This window comes from Roseobacter sp. SK209-2-6, from assembly GCF_000169455.1.
Classification (GTDB): Bacteria; Pseudomonadota; Alphaproteobacteria; order Rhodobacterales; family Rhodobacteraceae; genus Pseudophaeobacter.
The window spans coordinates 28,364-44,488 of the sequence record NZ_AAYC01000018.1 but is presented as its reverse complement, the minus strand read 5'-3'; the positions used below and the strand labels follow the sequence as shown (position 1 = coordinate 44,488).

14 protein-coding genes are annotated in these 16,125 nt (G+C 57.4%); 3 read left to right on the top strand and 11 right to left on the bottom strand.

The genetic code is table 11. The annotated features are described in order from the left end of the window. Positions 1-29: 29 nt before the first annotated feature. Positions 30-656, top strand: a complete 627-nt coding sequence (locus RSK20926_RS20380) for a sugar transferase (RefSeq protein WP_232281943.1) — start codon at positions 30-32, stop codon at positions 654-656. A 397-nt stretch (positions 657-1,053) separates the two neighbouring features. On the opposite strand, the gene RSK20926_RS20375 is transcribed toward RSK20926_RS20380, so the two are convergent. Genes RSK20926_RS20375 through RSK20926_RS20365 form a run of 3 tightly spaced genes read right to left on the bottom strand, consistent with a single transcriptional unit; the run spans position 1,054 to position 4,193 of the window. Next, on the bottom strand, positions 1,054-2,160 hold the full coding sequence (locus RSK20926_RS20375) for an AGE family epimerase/isomerase (RefSeq protein WP_008209671.1): 1,107 nt from the start codon (positions 2,158-2,160) through the stop codon (positions 1,054-1,056). Between the two features lie 3 nt (positions 2,161-2,163). Next, on the bottom strand, positions 2,164-2,991 hold the full coding sequence (locus RSK20926_RS20370) for a hypothetical protein (RefSeq protein WP_008209669.1): 828 nt from the start codon (positions 2,989-2,991) through the stop codon (positions 2,164-2,166). Further along, positions 2,988-4,193: an acylneuraminate cytidylyltransferase gene (locus tag RSK20926_RS20365; protein ID WP_008209667.1), complete on the bottom strand. Its 1,206-nt coding sequence runs from the start codon at positions 4,191-4,193 to the stop codon at positions 2,988-2,990. Before RSK20926_RS20365 ends, RSK20926_RS20370 begins: the two co-directional genes overlap by 4 nt. 175 nt (positions 4,194-4,368) lie before the next feature. Here RSK20926_RS20365 and RSK20926_RS20360 point away from each other — a divergent pair, with 175 nt between their 5' ends. Further along, positions 4,369-4,581 (top strand): hypothetical protein, encoded by a 213-nt coding sequence (locus RSK20926_RS20360; RefSeq protein ID WP_008209665.1) that lies wholly within the window; start codon positions 4,369-4,371, stop codon positions 4,579-4,581. A gap of 6 nt (positions 4,582-4,587) precedes the next feature. Beyond that, positions 4,588-5,736 (top strand): DUF6716 putative glycosyltransferase, encoded by a 1,149-nt coding sequence (locus RSK20926_RS20355; RefSeq protein WP_008209664.1) that lies wholly within the window; start codon positions 4,588-4,590, stop codon positions 5,734-5,736. 123 nt (positions 5,737-5,859) lie between these two features. On the opposite strand, the gene RSK20926_RS20350 is transcribed toward RSK20926_RS20355, so the two are convergent. The 8 genes from RSK20926_RS20350 to pseB form a co-directional block, all read right to left on the bottom strand. Then, positions 5,860-8,808, bottom strand: coding sequence for a hypothetical protein (locus tag RSK20926_RS20350; protein WP_198136604.1), 2,949 nt, complete (start codon positions 8,806-8,808; stop codon positions 5,860-5,862). Positions 8,809-9,019: 211 nt separating this feature from the next. Then, a complete protein-coding gene (locus RSK20926_RS20345) occupies positions 9,020-10,300 on the bottom strand; it encodes a DUF4910 domain-containing protein (protein WP_050773139.1) in 1,281 nt (426 codons plus the stop codon). Positions 10,301-10,336: 36 nt separating this feature from the next. Further along, positions 10,337-11,395, bottom strand: a complete 1,059-nt coding sequence (gene pseI, locus RSK20926_RS20340) for a pseudaminic acid synthase (RefSeq protein ID WP_008209658.1) — start codon at positions 11,393-11,395, stop codon at positions 10,337-10,339. Further along, positions 11,388-12,035, bottom strand: a complete 648-nt coding sequence (locus RSK20926_RS20335; RefSeq protein ID WP_008209656.1) for a formyltransferase family protein — start codon at positions 12,033-12,035, stop codon at positions 11,388-11,390. Before RSK20926_RS20335 ends, pseI begins: the two co-directional genes overlap by 8 nt. Continuing rightward, on the bottom strand, positions 12,032-13,174 hold the full coding sequence (gene pseG / locus RSK20926_RS20330) for a UDP-2,4-diacetamido-2,4,6-trideoxy-beta-L-altropyranose hydrolase (protein WP_198136603.1): 1,143 nt from the start codon (positions 13,172-13,174) through the stop codon (positions 12,032-12,034). Before pseG ends, RSK20926_RS20335 begins: the two co-directional genes overlap by 4 nt. Continuing rightward, entirely contained in the window at positions 13,132-13,833 is a 702-nt protein-coding gene (pseF, locus tag RSK20926_RS20325) for a pseudaminic acid cytidylyltransferase (protein WP_008209652.1), read from the bottom strand. The genes pseG and pseF overlap by 43 nt, the downstream gene beginning before the upstream one ends. Then, the gene (pseC, locus tag RSK20926_RS20320; protein WP_008209651.1) at positions 13,833-14,993 is read right to left on the bottom strand and encodes a UDP-4-amino-4,6-dideoxy-N-acetyl-beta-L-altrosamine transaminase; all 1,161 of its coding nucleotides are present in this window, start codon (positions 14,991-14,993) and stop codon (positions 13,833-13,835) included. Before pseC ends, pseF begins: the two co-directional genes overlap by 1 nt. Beyond that, positions 14,993-15,991, bottom strand: a complete 999-nt coding sequence (gene pseB / locus RSK20926_RS20315) for a UDP-N-acetylglucosamine 4,6-dehydratase (inverting) (protein WP_008209649.1) — start codon at positions 15,989-15,991, stop codon at positions 14,993-14,995. Before pseB ends, pseC begins: the two co-directional genes overlap by 1 nt. Between the last annotated feature and the right edge of the window lie 134 nt (positions 15,992-16,125).

The following is a 16,125-nucleotide window of genomic DNA, read 5'->3' as shown; positions in this document are numbered from 1 at the left end:
TGTCCGCCGATTCCGCCCTTTCCCACAAAGTGAAAGAGCGTTCCCCCGCCGGTTTCTATGCCTCCTTTGGGAAGCGACTTTTTGACATCTGTGCTGTGCTTTGTGCCGCGCCGATCGTTCTTCCTATTCTGCTGCCCTTCCTGCTCCTGATTGCCCGCGATGGCGGAAACCCCTTCTATTCGCAGTTGCGCCTAGGGCGCTCTGGCAAACCTTACCGGATCTGGAAGCTGCGCTCCATGGTGGTAGATGCAGACCAGAAGCTGAACACCTATCTGGAAAGCAGTCCTGAGGCTAAGGCTGAATGGGACGAAACCCAGAAGCTAAAGAATGATCCGCGTATTACCAAGGTAGGCCATCTGATCCGCAAGACCTCTCTGGATGAATTGCCACAGCTTTGGAACGTCCTGACCGGCGAGATGAGCCTGGTCGGCCCACGCCCCATCATGGTATCGCAGAAGGAGCTTTACCCAGGTAAAGACTATTATGCGCTGCGCCCTGGCATTACCGGTGCCTGGCAAGTGAGTGCCCGTAACGAATGCACCTTTGCGGACCGTGCGGCTTATGATGGGCAATATCTGCACAATCTCTCTGCGCGTACGGATGCGGTCATTCTGGCCAAGACGGTTGTGGTTGTGTGTAAGGCCACTGGGCACTGAACAGCTGTCGGCTGGTGCCCTTGTCGGGGGTGAAATACCCCCGCTCCAAATCCGCACCCCGAGGAGGGCCAACGGCGGATGCCAGGCTCCCGCTGGCGCAAAGCACGCGCCGCTCAGCACTCAATAGCGATACCTCGTCGTCCATGGGATATGGTCGCGATGGTAGAACACACAGCACGGGTATTAAATTCGTCGCATTTTTTTAGATGATCCCAGTCTTGTTAGATGTTTCAGTCCGAAACGGCATCAGGAGCTGGATCTCGTGCTGTCCTCAGCCTCAATGTTTGGAACGATATTTACCATAACATTCATTATGAACCTTTGCTGCTGTAAGCGGGAGCGCGCTACCCTGTGAGCGATAGCTGAACCCAGACAAGAGCCGCGGTTCAGCTATCGCTCACAGGCTGCGGCAGCTTGAGAGGTAGAAGCGGAAGGCCACCAGGATGTGATAGAAGGTGGAGGCGGGCATGTTGTCCGACAGCAGCGCCCCCGTTTCACTGCGCTTGTCATACCAGCCCCCGGCTACTGGGACCTGCAGATAGTCGGACCACATCAGAGAGAGCACCTGTTCCGGGGCGCAGCCCGGGGGCAGATCCAATCCGCGGCGACGCAGCACTACCGCGGCTTTCAGCAGTTCGGTCTGCGGCCACATGCGGCGGGTTCCGGTCGCAGGCTCGACCCGGTCCGGCAAGAGGCCGGAGGCATCGCGGCACTGCGCTACTGCCTGGAACAGATGCGCCAGGTCCAGACCGCTCCCCATATCGCTTTCTGAGCCCAAGAGCACCTCATAGCGGTCGATCAGATAGATCCATTCCGCCATATGACCGGGCTCCACCGCCTGTTCGGCGGCAGGCAAGGGGCGCCAATCCGTGTCGAAATACTCCAATACTTGGCCATCTGCCTTTAGGAAGACCTCCCGGTAGAGCGCCAGGCATTCCTCGGCCATGCTGCGGAAGCGCGCTTCACCAGTCGCGGCAAAAAGCGCTGTGCTGGCTTCGAACATATGCATATGCGGGTTCTGACGACGGCGTGCGGGGGGCGCCAGGTTTTCAAACCAGCCGCGTGGCGCCTTGAGCCGGGCCAGGGCCGCTTCCAGCCGGGCCAGATCCGCTGCGACCTCAAAACCCGCCTCGATCAGAGCGGCGGCAGCCAGCAGCATGAAGGCCAGATCGTAAAGATCATGGGGCGCGCTGAGCAACCTGCAATCCGGTGCCAGCATGGCGCCCAGATTGCCGGTTTCCGGATCAAAACCATGGTCCATGGCAAAACGAAAGAGCTGCAGCGCCAGGGCGCGATGCTCCGGATCTTCGGATTGGGCAAAACAATAGGCCTGGCGCACCTGCACCCGCAATCTGCGCTCCATAGCTGCAAGCGGTTGCCCCTGATGATCCAGAGCCTCCCAAACGGTGCCGGTTGCCGCATCCACCCCGGTCGAGGTCCAGAGCGGCAGAGCCTCCTCTGCCAGCCAAAGCGGCAGCCTCTCACTCCAGTTGTAATCTGTCATTGATCAAAATCTCTTAATCTGCCGCATCAGGCTACTGCCCCTGCGCAGGAATTTCAAAAGTGAAATAGGATAAATTCCGCTGCGAGAGGCCCAGTCCACCGGTGGGTTTCGGCGCGGGCGCTGCAGGGCCTCGCCTTCTCTGAGGGGGGCTCTGAGGGGGGCCAGACTGGTCAGATCCTCCAGCACCGGGTTTTCGCGGGCACGCAGCAGCTGGCACTGCCCCCGCGCCTGCAGGATCTTCAGAATATCGAGATCCAGCGCCAGATCATGCAGGTGATGGTCCAGCCCCCGCTGTCCCAGATCCTGTCCCATCAAGGCGCGATAATGGGGCCCGGGCTCAAAGGGGTAGCGCTTGGCGCCGGTATAGAAATCCAGCCCCGCCAGGATGATCTTTTCGGCGCCCAGGGCATGAGCCATCAGCACCGCATAGATGCCGCTGGTAGGCTGGCGCTGGTATTTGACAATCAGGCGCTGCACCTCGGATCTGAGGCTGTCATCCCGGTATTGCATCGGCTGATAAAGCGCACCAAAGCGGCGCTGCCCGGCCCGCACCACCCTTGGGTTATGGCTGCTCCAGCCGGCGATCTGATAGTCTTGGCGACAGCGGTAAAGCGTCTCAAACATGAAAGGTGCTACCCGGGGGTCGCCGGCCATAAAGGCCAGATCCACCCGCTGTCCCAGATAAAAGGCCGGCTCAAAAAAGAAGTTATTGACCCGGATGATGAAATCATCCGCCAGGATCCGCCCGGGCTCCAGCTCGGTGATGGAAGCGCCATTGCCCGCGACCACCGCGGTCCGCCCCTCCAACTGTCCTGCAGTGTCTCGCGTCACCGGGCACTCGCCCAGTTGCTCTGCAGCACATCCGCCATGGCGCGCAGGGCACCCTTGCCGCCGGGCTGTGGCAGGATCCAGTCGGCCAACCCCAAGATCTGAGGGTGAGAGTCGCTGGGACAGGCGGAGAGGCCCGCATGTTCCATGGCGCCCTGGTCATTGATGTCATTGCCCACATAGAGGAGGTCCGCCCAGGTAAGCCCCCGCTCGCCCAACCAGGCCTCAAGCGCGGCCACCTTGTCATCGACGCTGTGATGCACTTCCAGCTGCAGTTTTTCCGCCCGCTTCAGCACCACCGGATTGCGCTCCTTGGAGAGGATCATCATCTGGTAGCGCCCGCTTTCGCGCAGGAGCTGCATCCCCATGCCATCGCCGCGCGAGGTGCACACGCTCTCCACCCCGTTCTGGTCCGTGAGCACCAGATTATCCGTATGCACCCCGTCAAAATCCATCACGATGGCCTTGATCCCGGCCAGACGTGCGGGGGCGATTTCGCTCTGCCCGCCGGCCTGGGCGATCTGCGAGCAGAGGGCAAGGTCCTGCAGGCTGTCGATCTCGATCGGCGGATGATCCACCACATAAAGGGCCACCTTGCCGCAGAAGCGCTGGCCAGTCCGCAGAAACGGCGCCAGGGCGACGCAGTAGATGGCACCGCTTTCGCAATATTGCGGCGGCAGATCCTGACGCCGCTGGCGCTGCTCACGCTCATTATGATTGATGCCGACACCCAGCCCATCACGATCCAGCCCCCAGAGGAAGGAATGATCCTCGGTCACCGAGAGGGCGCAATCCGCCCCGCGCGCCGCCATTTCGCCAAGACAGCCATCGATGTCTTCACCGCGAATAAAGGGCGAGGTGCATTGCAGGAAGACCAGCTTGTCCAGCTGGGCCAGATCTGCGCGCACCAGAGGCACCGCATGCAGCCAGCCGGCCTCCGAGCTGGCGGTATCGCCGGACAGTTCAGGCGGGCGGTCGATGATCCGGGCGCCATGAAGCCGCGCTTCCGCCGCAATAGCCGCATCATCGGTTGAGACATAGACCGCAGCCACACCCTGGGCCGCCTGTGCGGCCCGCACCGCACGGGCAATCAGTGACACGCCACCAACGGGGCGCAGATTTTTGCCCGGCACCCCCTTGGAGCCACCGCGTGCCAGAATGATACAGGCCGTATCCTGCGGCGCCGGGGCGGGGGTCTTGGTCATGGGCACTCTCATATTCTTTTAAAGTATCCGCAGAACTATCCGGAAAAGAAAACCCCGGAAAAATCAGGGCATTCGGGTAGCGCTGGGACCGCCGGGCGGCGGTTGCTCTTGTTTACAAAGCTCCCCCAGCCATGTAAATCCCGCTACAACTTCCAGCTTTTTATATCAGGCCCATATGCTGCAAAAATTGAAACAGTCCAGTTTTGGCAAGTTGCTTTATCGCCTGTCGCGCAGCTCTCTTGGTGCCCCTCTGCGCCACCTGGCCCAGGCTCTGCAGCATGAGGCACTGAACCCGGCCCATCTCTCGGCCAGGAACCGCGCCCATAACAAAGCCCAGATGCAGATCCTGAAAGCTTTCAAGGCTCAAAACAGCGCCCTAGGGAAATAAGACCAGATGAACCAGCCTCCTGCCGCGGCAGCTGACGCGCCTGAAGAGATCCCCCTGCCCTTTGAGGCGCGTCCGGTTCTGCTCCTGTTCAGCGATGATTCTACCCTGTTCTTTGCCCTGCGCATGCGGGACTGTCTGCGGGCTGCAGATCCAGATCTGAAGATCCACATGGGCTGGGTTGTCGAGGAAAACGCTCTTTCCTATCGGCAGATGGAACAACTTTTACCTGAAGGCCCCGACTTGGCGATCCATGGCAAAGGGGTCTTTCGTGAGCTGCTTTTGGATCAGCGCTACAAGGCGATCCTGACCAGCCGGGTCTTTGGCGCGCTTGGTGGCCAATTGCGACGACCGGAAATCTCTGCCGCAGCGGGGCGCGCTTGCGTGCTGGCCTTCTTGGGAGGTCTCGATTTCTTCCCACAAAACGGCTATTTCCGCCGCCGCAACTGCGATGGGGTCTACCTCTTTCCAGCCAGCGAAATCCCGGTCTATGAAAAACGCGCTGCCAACTGGGAGGACCGCATGTGGCAAGAGGTGGGTTTTGGTCACCCCACCTTCCTGAGGCCCGAAATCGAGCCTCCGGCGGATCTGGCCACACGCCGCGACATCTATTTCTTCACCCAGGCGCTATCGCCCACCAGCAAGCGCGGACGCCTGCATATGCTAGAGGCCATGGCTGCCATCGCACGGGCCAATCCCGATCACAGGGTCTGGATCAAACTGCGCCACCTGCCGCATGAAAACCAACAGCATCTGCATCTGGAAAAACATGACTACCCGGGGTTGCTAAAGGAACTGCAGGATCCACCCGCGAACCTCAGGCTGACAGCCTGCACCATGGATGAGGCCCTGGAGAATGCTGCCCTGGGGATCACCTGCACCTCCACCGCCGCCATTGATGTGCTGCGCGCGGGCGTGCCCTGCATGGTGCATCTGGATTTTGTCGACAACTATGTTGATCCGCTGGTGGAGCCGATGCGCAGGCTCTTTGCCCAAAGCGGTGTGATCACCTCGCTTGAGGATATGCTCAACCTGCGCGCCCAGGCTCCCAATCCGGAGTGGGTCGAGGATATGTTCTGTCCAAGAGATCTGGGTACGCGTGTTTTGCAGACAATCACGCGTTTCAATGGTCGAGCTTTTCAGGTGGAGGTCCTCTGAGCCCCCCTGCCCTTACATGGCAAGATAAATCCCACTCCTGTCAGGAATTCAAAAACGGACAGAGGAGCGCTTCCTCCTCTGTCCGTCTGCGTTTCAACTTCTGGGGTCTAGCCTCCAAGGGGGTCAATGACGGAAAAAACGGTCCGCCATCTCGGTCACATATTCGTCTCCCTCCTGGAAATAGCGATCAACCAGATCCATTCTCATCTTGGGGACGCGCAATTTCTTATTGGAGGCATAGCGGCGGCTATATTCATAAGGAATGGAGACTTCTGTGGTGCTGATATATTCAATCAGCCCGGCTGAAAGCTCGGGAATACGGGCACCCGGAGTAATGCGCTTCTTACCGGTCAGAATATCTTCGTAGTCTTGTCGCGATTGGGGCTGCGCGAAGCCGATGGGATAGTCCATCTTGGCATAATGGCTGGACATGACTGTCGGAATTTCCAACACACCAAGCTCTAGACAGGATGTACCGTTCCACATGCTGACCAGATCGACGAAATCCACCAGGTCGGTGATCGAATACCAATGGTGGTCCAGGAAGATCACATTGTCAGGGAAATTCTCTGCCTCAGCCAGCTCTGCCAGGGTTTCCGTCAGGTAGAAGGAGACCCCTTGGTTCAGCTCATGTGGGTGTGGTTTGATCAGCAGGTTCACATGCGGATTGGCACGGGCCACTTCCACCGAATGGTGGATCCAATCTTTCATATCGCGATGGCCAGGCCCATCATAGAGGCGGAAGGCGCCCAGATCGACCACCACCTTGCCGATGAGGCAGACATTGAATTTGCCCGCGGCCCGATCTGCAATCAGCTTGTCACGCAGGGAGATGGCCTCAGGGACCAGTTTCGGCTTGCGCTTGGAGGCGGTAAAATCCTGGGCCTTTTTCAACAGGCTGTCCAGATCGGCCTGTTCGGCCCAGGCATTGAATTTTTCAGGCACGGCCAGATTGGGCGCACGGACCGCATCATAGCGAGTCATATCCTCAAGCGCCAAGGCATGGGACAACCCATCATTGGTCTTGCCGTAGTAACTCTCATAAGCATTGAGGGCAAAGAGGCAATGCACCCCGTGATCCGCTCCATGGTCGGCACAGGCAAAACGGATTGTACCCATTGGGGCAGCATAGGCCTCATTCACCAGGTAGCGTACCTTCACATCCAGGCTGCGGGTGGCTTCGAAGATATCATAATACATCTGCAGCAGATTGTCGGTGCGCTTGATCAGGGCTGTCAGCATGCGCGCCATGTAGAGGTTGCTGATATCAATCGTATAGGCCCGCTTATAGATACAGAGCCGCTCCAGGAATTGTTGGAACATATTGGTGTCTTCCAACCCAGGTGCGGAACAGCGGATATCCATACCCTCCCAATCAATGCTCCACTCGAAATAGAGATCCTCCACACCGCGGGGAGTTTTGTCATGCTTGTAATTCAGCGTGCCCTGGGTCAGGCAGCCAAGGAATTGATCGACCTCGGCAATGCCACTGGGTTCATAGGGCAGACAACCCTCGGTCAGGTTGATCACCGTATAGCCCTGCTTTTTCAGCTCAAGCAGTGACATGACCGGAGAAAAATTGACGTGATGCGCATAGTAAGGGAGCATAAAGACGATCCCCTTCATGCCTTCAGGCTGTGGCACCTTTTTATAGATCGGGCCAATATCATTCCTGAACATGGCCCGGTTCAAAAGATCGCAATGGCCAACGTAGCGCAGAATATCAGAGGTCTTGTCACTGGAAGCCATACGTTTGGCAAAGGTCGCCAAAATCTTGGCAGAACAGAAGATCGCATCCGAGATCTCATCTTCGCGCAGATGTGCGGCACCCACAACACGCAGCCCTGCAAGATCCTCATTGCTTTGGGTCTCTGTACTGATCTGCTGCAAGGTGGTGCGGAACTCTTCTTCGGGACCATAGCTGGAAAGATACTGCAGAACCGCATTGGCCACGGGAGAGGCTGCCAGTTCCGCGATTTTGCCCTCTTGCAACAGCCAAGGGCGTACCATCGCAGCGGTCTTGCTATTCTGTGTCCTCAGAACCGTGCGTTGAAAGGCCAGATTGTCCCAGATCTCTGAGCCTTCCGCGGTCAATGACTTGAGCAGAGCATAAGAACGCTCTTTGTTGAATTCCTCCAGAATACGGGCGACATCAATGACATGGCCCAGTACTGGCTCCTCTGGGGATTGGACAAATTCTTCATCCAGACGCGCAACCAATTCCGCTTTGAGATCAAGCAAGGTCTGGCTGGCGATATCAGTCATGCCACGCTGCGGGGTGCGGCATCCATCCGAGATAATCAACCGCGCCTGCCTATAGCTGCCCTTCATCCGTTCAAAAGTCGCCCGGATCAGCCGCGCGGCTTCCGCGTCTTCGTTAAAGGACCGCAAGAGGCCAGCACAGGCGGTGGCCAGGGTGATGAGCTGTGCGCCCCCCAATTCGGCGGTCTCATCCGCAAGCCGTGCGTGGATCTGCTCTACCAGTTCCTGGATGATCGGTTTCCCAATCGCATTGTCTCCAAGCGTGAAGTAGATGTTCTGATCCAGATAGAGGGCCATGGTTGCCTGATTGCCCAGCTTGGTCAGGGATTTCCCAGGCTCCAGCCCCTGATCCAACCGGCGCGCAATCCAGCGCATGCATTTTTCATATGCCGTAACGCTGTCCTGATATTTTTCGGTGTAGATGAATTCTAACAGACGCGATTTAGGTGTCTTGCTTTCCAGATAGGCTTTAAGATCCGTGTTCTGGCCATATTTTTCGCTTTCACTGTCCAGGAGAAGGATAAACTCCAGGGCCGCACTGATAACACTGGGCTGAAAACCGCTATGTACGATTTTACTGATGTCAAAGGTCAGACGGTAATTTCCAGCCCGAACCTCATTCAGATAATAGGCCAAAAGACAGCTGAGCAGGTTCTTTTTGATCACAGCGGTACGCCGGATCACAGATGCGGTGGCAAGAAAAGCATCAAGATCCCCTGATTGGGCACTTAAGAGAGCGATTTGTATCTCTCGGGCAATCCCGCTTTTGAAGCGATGATCCGGTTCCAGATCCAACAGAGTAGTCGCCATGTCATGAGCTGCTGGCGAATGGGCTTTCATCTTGAAAAGCCGCTCAATCAACAACCCGGCCTCCGCCACGCGAGGCGGGTTTGACTTCAAAGCAGCCCAAGCTCTTTTCTCAAGTTGTGCAAAGTGCTTTTTCCCCTGAACGGGGAGGTTGAAAATCAATTTATCAAGAGGCTTTAAGGTCATCTGGTTCTACTCTTCAAACAATCTACCGTTATATATTTTCCAGAAGGCTATGCTCATACAGCACTTCTGCGATGGGCTGCAGCACCCAAAACGGTTGATCCAATTTTTCTGCGATATCCAGCACCGAATGCTGACCATCGCTATAGGAAATTAAATTCATCATATTGGCGACTTGGCGTTTGGTGTCTTTGGTGCTCAAATTCGGATAAAGCCCCCGTTTGCCCAATTGTGGCTCTCCAAGAACCGTGACCCGATAAGCTGCGTCCGCCTCCAGCACAGTACAGCATTTTTGCAGAACATCTAAGCCACCCTGTAATCCCGCCGGGGTAACCAGCTCCAGGTCGTCGAGCGAGGTGTGGTACTCTGGATATTCCCCGAATTTGCTACGCATAACCGTGGTGATCGGCAGGTCGATCCCTGGCGCGCAATACTGGCGCTCATCACTACCGCGCTCTTCCCAAGGATAACGGATATGGTCAGGATCCACATGCTGCATCACATGTTGGACAACGCGATCCGATAGCGTGTCGCCATGACGCGAAGCCAGGTAGGAATAACCACGTTCATCGCCAATACAGGTGACATTGAAGCCGGCGATAACGCGGCTCTGCAACACCTCCAGATTACGGCTGAGATAGGCAATGGAGCCAATGGTCTCGGGAATGAAGACAAAGCGATAGGTATATTTGCGCTGGGGCAAACGGCTCAACCACATGGCGAGAGCGGTGGCGACAACCGGGCCGGACAGTTCGTTATTGGCCATCGAAGGATGGCAGATATAGGTGGAGATGAAAATCTCCTGCTCGCTTTCTCCTGGGATGACCAATTCGCCATAGCTCAAGGCGCCGTCAGCATCGAGTGTGCTCTCAATTCGGGCGTGATACTCTCCGGGCTGCAGAGCCTGGCGCGCAGTGTCGGTGATACAGAACCCCCAGCGCTCCTTGTAGTAGGAGGTCATATAGGGGATTGCATCGGGCTGGTCCGGCAACGAGTAGAGATGCGATTGCAACTCGTCCAGGGAGAGCCGCAGATCCACAGGGGTGGAATAGCCCAGAAGATGCAGGGTGTGATCCGCAATATCGGCCACAACCGACCCATCTGGAGCGGTCAGCCGTGCCTGGGTAACATTCCACTCTGGTGGCACCACCCAGTCAAAACACTGGGTGCCGCTTGCCACTTCGGTGATGGTCAGTTCCGGCAGGTGTTCCTTCAGGATCTCCAGGGTCTGGCGTAGGCCATTGCCAGTAATAGAGCGGTTGATTGGCCACAACCGGGTGGCCAAGTCATGCATGAACCTGCCGTCTGTCATTTACCTTACCTCTTTCAGAGCTCTGCCATGCAGGGCTCAGTCATCCGCCTCAATGACATCCCAGGAGGTCGCCTGCCCCCAGGAGACATCGCTTTTCACCCGTTTGCCGATCAGCGCATCGGCCAATTTGGGCTTCAGCCCATAACCAGGACGCACACTGCGGATCGCATCTTCAGTGATCACCTCGCCGGCCTTCAGGTCACGCACAAAATACAGTGAACGGCGGAAGGTGACATTGCCTTGTTCGCTGGATTTGCGCCCGTAATTCACCTGCCCCATTGCAGCCCAGGCTTCCTTGGAGTCTCGGCAGAGCGAGACCAGATCCTCAGGCTCCAGAGAGAAGCTGTCATCCGGGCCGCCGCCCTGGCGGTCGAGAGTGAAATGCTTTTCGATCACACAGGCACCAAGGGCCACGCTGGCAATGGCGGTGGCATTGCTGAGCGTGTGATCCGAGAGGCCCGTCAGAGTGCCAAAACGCGCGCCCATATCCGGAATGGTGCGCAGATTGTAATCCTCGGCCGGGGCCGGATAGCCGCTGACGCAATGCAACAGCACCAGCTCCTTGCAGCCCGCCTCCCGCGCCGCAGCAACGGCTTCGCCGATCTCCTCATCATCAGCCATGCCGGTGGAAATGATCATCGGTTTGCCGGTGCTGGCCGCATAGCGGATCAGGGGCAGATCGATGGCTTCAAAAGAGGCGATCTTATAGGCTGGTGCACCAAGATCTTCGAGCAGGTCGATCGCTGTGGTGTCAAAGGGCGAGCTGAAGATGGGGATGCCGCATTTGGCGGCGTGCTCGAACAGCGGTTTATGCCAGTCCCAAGGGGTATGAGCCTCCGCATAGAGATCATAGAGCGTCCGTCCGTCCCAAAGCCCGCCTTTGATGCAGAAATCCTCAGCATCGCTCTTCAGGGTAATAGTCTCTGGTGTATAGGTTTGTATCTTGAGCGCATCGGCCCCCGCCTTCTGCGCCTGTTCAATAATGGCAAAGGCTGCATCCAGATTGCCGTTATGATTGGCTGACATTTCAGCGATGATATAGGGTGGGTGATCCGGCCCAATGGCGCGGTCGGCAATATACAGGGTGTCAGTCATCGGAAATCTTCTCCACCGTTAGTTTATAGCTATGGCCATGCAGCTTAAAAAATGCAGGAAAACGGTTCGGGTCCGCAAGGCGCAGGCTATTGAAGAGTTCTTGCAGGCTTGCCGCAGGATCCAGTTCGCTATCAGCGGGACTGCGCTTTGGGTAATAGCTTGGGTCAATGCTGCTGTCCTGCGGGCGCGGCTGGAGCGCCCCCCAATTCTGCACCGCATAATCCATCAGCGCCAGTTCTGCATCAAACAGGTTCTGATTAATTTCATCCCAGAGGGCATGTTCAGGAATTTTGCAGGTCAGCTGGTGCCAGATATCTCCGCTATCGACGGCATCCTCTGCTTCCAGCAGTGTCACCGTAAACTCCGTGCGCCCTTCCAAAAGCTGCCAGATATGAGGGCTCCAGCCCCGCCCTTGAGGTAGGTTGCTGGCGTGGATGACCAAAGCGGCCTGATAGCGGTCCCGATCCGCTTTGGTTACCAGTTCTGAACAGGAGATCAGGAACAGAAGATCGCCGCCTGCCGCTTGGGAAACCCGTCGTATAATCTCAATATCATGTTGCCCCTGCCAGCGGGCGACCCAGGCTTCCAGGTCCCCATTGATGGGATGGTCTTCAGAGGAACAGAGTATGGTAATCTTCACGACTGAATCTCTCCTTGCATAGCGAGTTGCACGCGGGAGGCCCCCACCCCATCCACGATGGCAGCGGCACGCACACCCATCCTGGAAAGGAGCCCCGGCTCGCTCAGACATTGTAGAACCGCGCGACGCAGCTGTTTCGGGAAATCAGCCTCAGCCGCCTTACCCGCATAAAGAGCGGCTCCGGCTTCGGAAATGGCCTGGGCAATGCCTGTCTGGTTCTCTGCCAGAACCACAATCAGGCTGGGCAGGCCAAGGCAGGCACGTTCCCAGGTGGTGCTGCCCGCAGCCCCAATCGACAGATCGGCCTGTACCATGCGTTCAGCCATATCCGACACAGCCACAACCACCTCACATTGGAAAACCATGGTCCGGGCCTGACGACGCACCTCCTCCACATGGGGAGCAGTGGCGCCCATAATGACGGTAACCTGCATGTCCTGTGGCAGATTGCAGCCCTGCAACACAGAGAGAACCTGCCCAGTGACATTGTCTTGATCCACCCCGCCGAGGGTGATCAGCACTTGACGCGGCGCGCTGCGATGGCGCTGCAGGCTTTGTTCGCGCAGCGCCGCGAACTCTGGGCGCAGCAAAGCATAATGCGGCCCGCAGAGAACCTGACAGCCAGCAGGGACCCGCCCCTCATAGTCGCCAGCTTCACGCCCCAGGTTCTGATCCAGCAGCAGGTCACAGGCATGGTCCCGGTCCGCCAGATCGTCAATCACCAGGATGCGCCCAACCTCTGATCGCAGACGCCGCTGCCAGCGCGCATCCAGCGCATAGTGATCCACGATCAGCCAGTCCGGACGCCCAAACCCCTGCAACGCCGCTTGGCACTGCTCTGCATCGGTCATTTGCGAAGACCCCAGCCAAGCCGCATGGGCCAGATCCGACCCCTCACCAGCAGGAGCAGCTGTTGCCGGAAGCAGAGCGAGGGAGAAGCCCTGGTTCTCAATCAAAGCGCCCATATGGCCGGGGTGGTCACGGCAGAGAAACAGGACCTCTGCCCCCGCCTGGCGCAGAACTGCGGCCAGTGTCAGACAGCGCGCCACATGCCCGGACCCGATCTGGATGGAGGCATCGACCCGGATTGCGACCTTCATGCGTTTGCCTTTTGCAGCTGCATCGCCTTCAGCATCCACTCGGCCCGTTCCCAATCCTCGGGCACATCAATATCCTGCACTCGGTGGCGTGGCAGCACAATCGGAATTGAGCCCGTGTCAAACAAGCGCCGCTCCTCACACCAGGCCTGGGCGGTGCCCCAGTAGAATTGGCCAGCATCGTGATAGGCCTCGGTCAAATCCTGCGAGCGGGTTGCAAGATGTTCGGGCTGGAACATGGCCAGCCGCCCCGCCTCGGTCAGGTAGAGCGCGCGCTGGATCGGAAAGGCGAAGCTGGCAACCGAAAAGGCATAATCGGCTCCCTGTTCCTGGATTACCTCATAGCCGCGCCGGATGTCTTCCGCCTGCAAAAAGGGCGCCGTGGCATAGAGGCAGCAGGCCAGATCCGGCGCTTTGCCCGCCTGTCCCAGCCATTGGATGGCATGGGCCACCACGGGTCCGGTGCCGGTGTGATCATCCGACAGCTCCGGCGGGCGTACAAAAGGGGTTTCGGCCCCGCAATCCCGGGCCACTTCAGCGATTTCGGCGTCATCAGTCGAAACGATGATACGATCAAAACAGCCACTCTGCGCCGCGGCTTCGATGGTCCAGGCGATCATGGGCTTGCCGCAGAAAGGCTTGATGTTCTTTCTCGGAATCCGCTTGCTGCCGCCGCGGGCGGGAATGACTGCAATCGCCATCAGTTCAGGATCTGCGTAAGCGCGCTTACCACCTGATCCTGCTGTTCTTCCGTCATTGTCGGGAACATCGGCAGGCTGATGGCTCGGCTGTAATAGCCCATGGCATTGGGCAGCGGATCATATCCCTGCGGCCGCAGGTCACGATAGTAGGGCTGGGTATGCACAGGAATGTAATGCACATTCACGCCAATCCCAGCGGCACGCAGCGCCTCAAAGACCTGGCGTCGCGACAGATCACAGGTCCGATCATCCACCTGCACCACATAGAGATGCAGTCCTGAATAGGTCTCTGGATGCTGCCAGGGGAGGATCAGCGGCAAATCCGCCAAGAGCATATTGTAGCGCTTGGCCAGCACATGACGGCGGCTGACGAATTCCTCAAGGCGGGTCATCTGGCTAAGCCCCAAAGCCGCCTGCAGCTCTGTCATACGGTAGTTATAACCTAGATCTACCTGCTGATAGTACCAAGGGCCATCGCTTTCACCAACCATCAGATCCGGGTCACGGGTCACACCATGGCTGCGTGCCAGACCCATCTTCTGGGCCAGAGCCGCATCATTGGTCACCGCAACGCCACCCTCTGCGGTGGTCACGATCTTGACCGGGTGGAAGCTGAAGACGGTGATATCGGAATAGCGCCCAGATCCGACCGGCTGGTCTTGGTAAGCCCCGCCAATGGCGTGGGAGGCATCCTCGATGACCTTGAACCCATAGCGCAGTGCCAGCTTGCCAATGGCTTCCATGTCGCAGGATTGGCCGCAGAGATGGACCGGGATCACCACTTTGGGAAGCTGATCGCTGGCCTCGGCTTGCTGCAGCTTGGCCTCCAGAGCCTTCGGGCACATATTGTAGCTGCGCGCATCCACATCGACAAAATCCACCTCTGCCCCACAATAGAGGGCAGAGTTGGCGCTGGCGACAAAAGTAATAGGACTGGTCCAGACCCGATCTCCGGGTCCGACACCCAAGGCCATACAGGCGATGTGCAGAGCAGAGGTGGCACTATTCACCGCCACCGCATGCGCAGCCCCGCTGGCCTTTGCAACAGCCTCTTCAAAGGCCGGGACTTTCTGACCTTGGGTCAGAAAGTCTGAGTTCAACACCTCGACGACAGCTTCAATATCATCGGTCGAGATATCCTGACGACCGTAGGGTATCATCAGATCTTACCAATTTCCTTGGAGTTCTGTTCCACCCAGGACAGAAGTTCTTCGCTGGTCATCCACTCGCTGTTGTTGTCACTGGTATAATGGAAACCCTCTGCAACCTTGCGCCCGTCTTTGATCATCGCCGGATTGGAGGCTGCCTCATGGATCACTGGCAGGATCTTGAAGTAGTCGTCATACTCATAGGTGGTCAACGAATCCTCAGGGCCAATCATTTGCTCATGCAGTTTCTCGCCTGGGCGGATGCCGATGTATTCCAGTTTGGCATTTGGCGCCAGCGCCTTGGCCAGTTCAGTCACCTTCATGGAGGGGATCTTCTGCACGTAGATCTCGCCGCCTTCCATATCGTCGAAGGCCTTCCAGACCAGTTCAACACCCTGTTCCAGAGTGATCATGAAACGGGTCATACGCTCATCAGTGATGGTCAGAGTGCCGCTGTCACGCGTGGAGAGGAAGAAGGGAATGACCGACCCGCGCGAGCCCATGACATTGCCATAGCGCACAACACCAAAGCGGGTATCATGCTCTCCCACATAGGAGTTGCCGGCCACAAAGAGTTTGTCAGATGCCAGTTTAGTAGCGCCATAGAGGTTGATGGGGCTGCTGGCCTTGTCAGTTGACAGGGCAACAACGCGCTTCACGCCTTTATCGATGCAGGCATCAATCAAGTTCATCGCGCCATTAATATTGGTCTTGATGCACTCAAAGGGGTTGTATTCTGCTGTTGGCACGATCTTGGTTGCCGCTGCATGGACCACATAATCGATACCATCCAAAGCGCGGTAGAGACGATCCTTATCACGCACATCCCCAATGAAAAAGCGAACGCGGTTGTCCCCCTTGAATAGCTTGGCCATTTCCCACTGCTTCATCTCGTCGCGGGACAGGATAACAATGCGTTTGGGGTTGTAACGCTCTAGCGTCATCTTGGTAAATGCGTGGCCAAAGGAGCCGGTTCCGCCAGTAATCAGGATTGAACCACCAGAGAGCATATCATTTCCTCTATATCTATGTCTTGAATGAAAGCATTCGTTAAACAGTTTTGCCTTCATCCCACCTGTTTTAAAGGTAGCGCGGGCTCGAAGGCTGTTTTTTTGCGCTACCTAGCATAGGGTATTTTTCATGT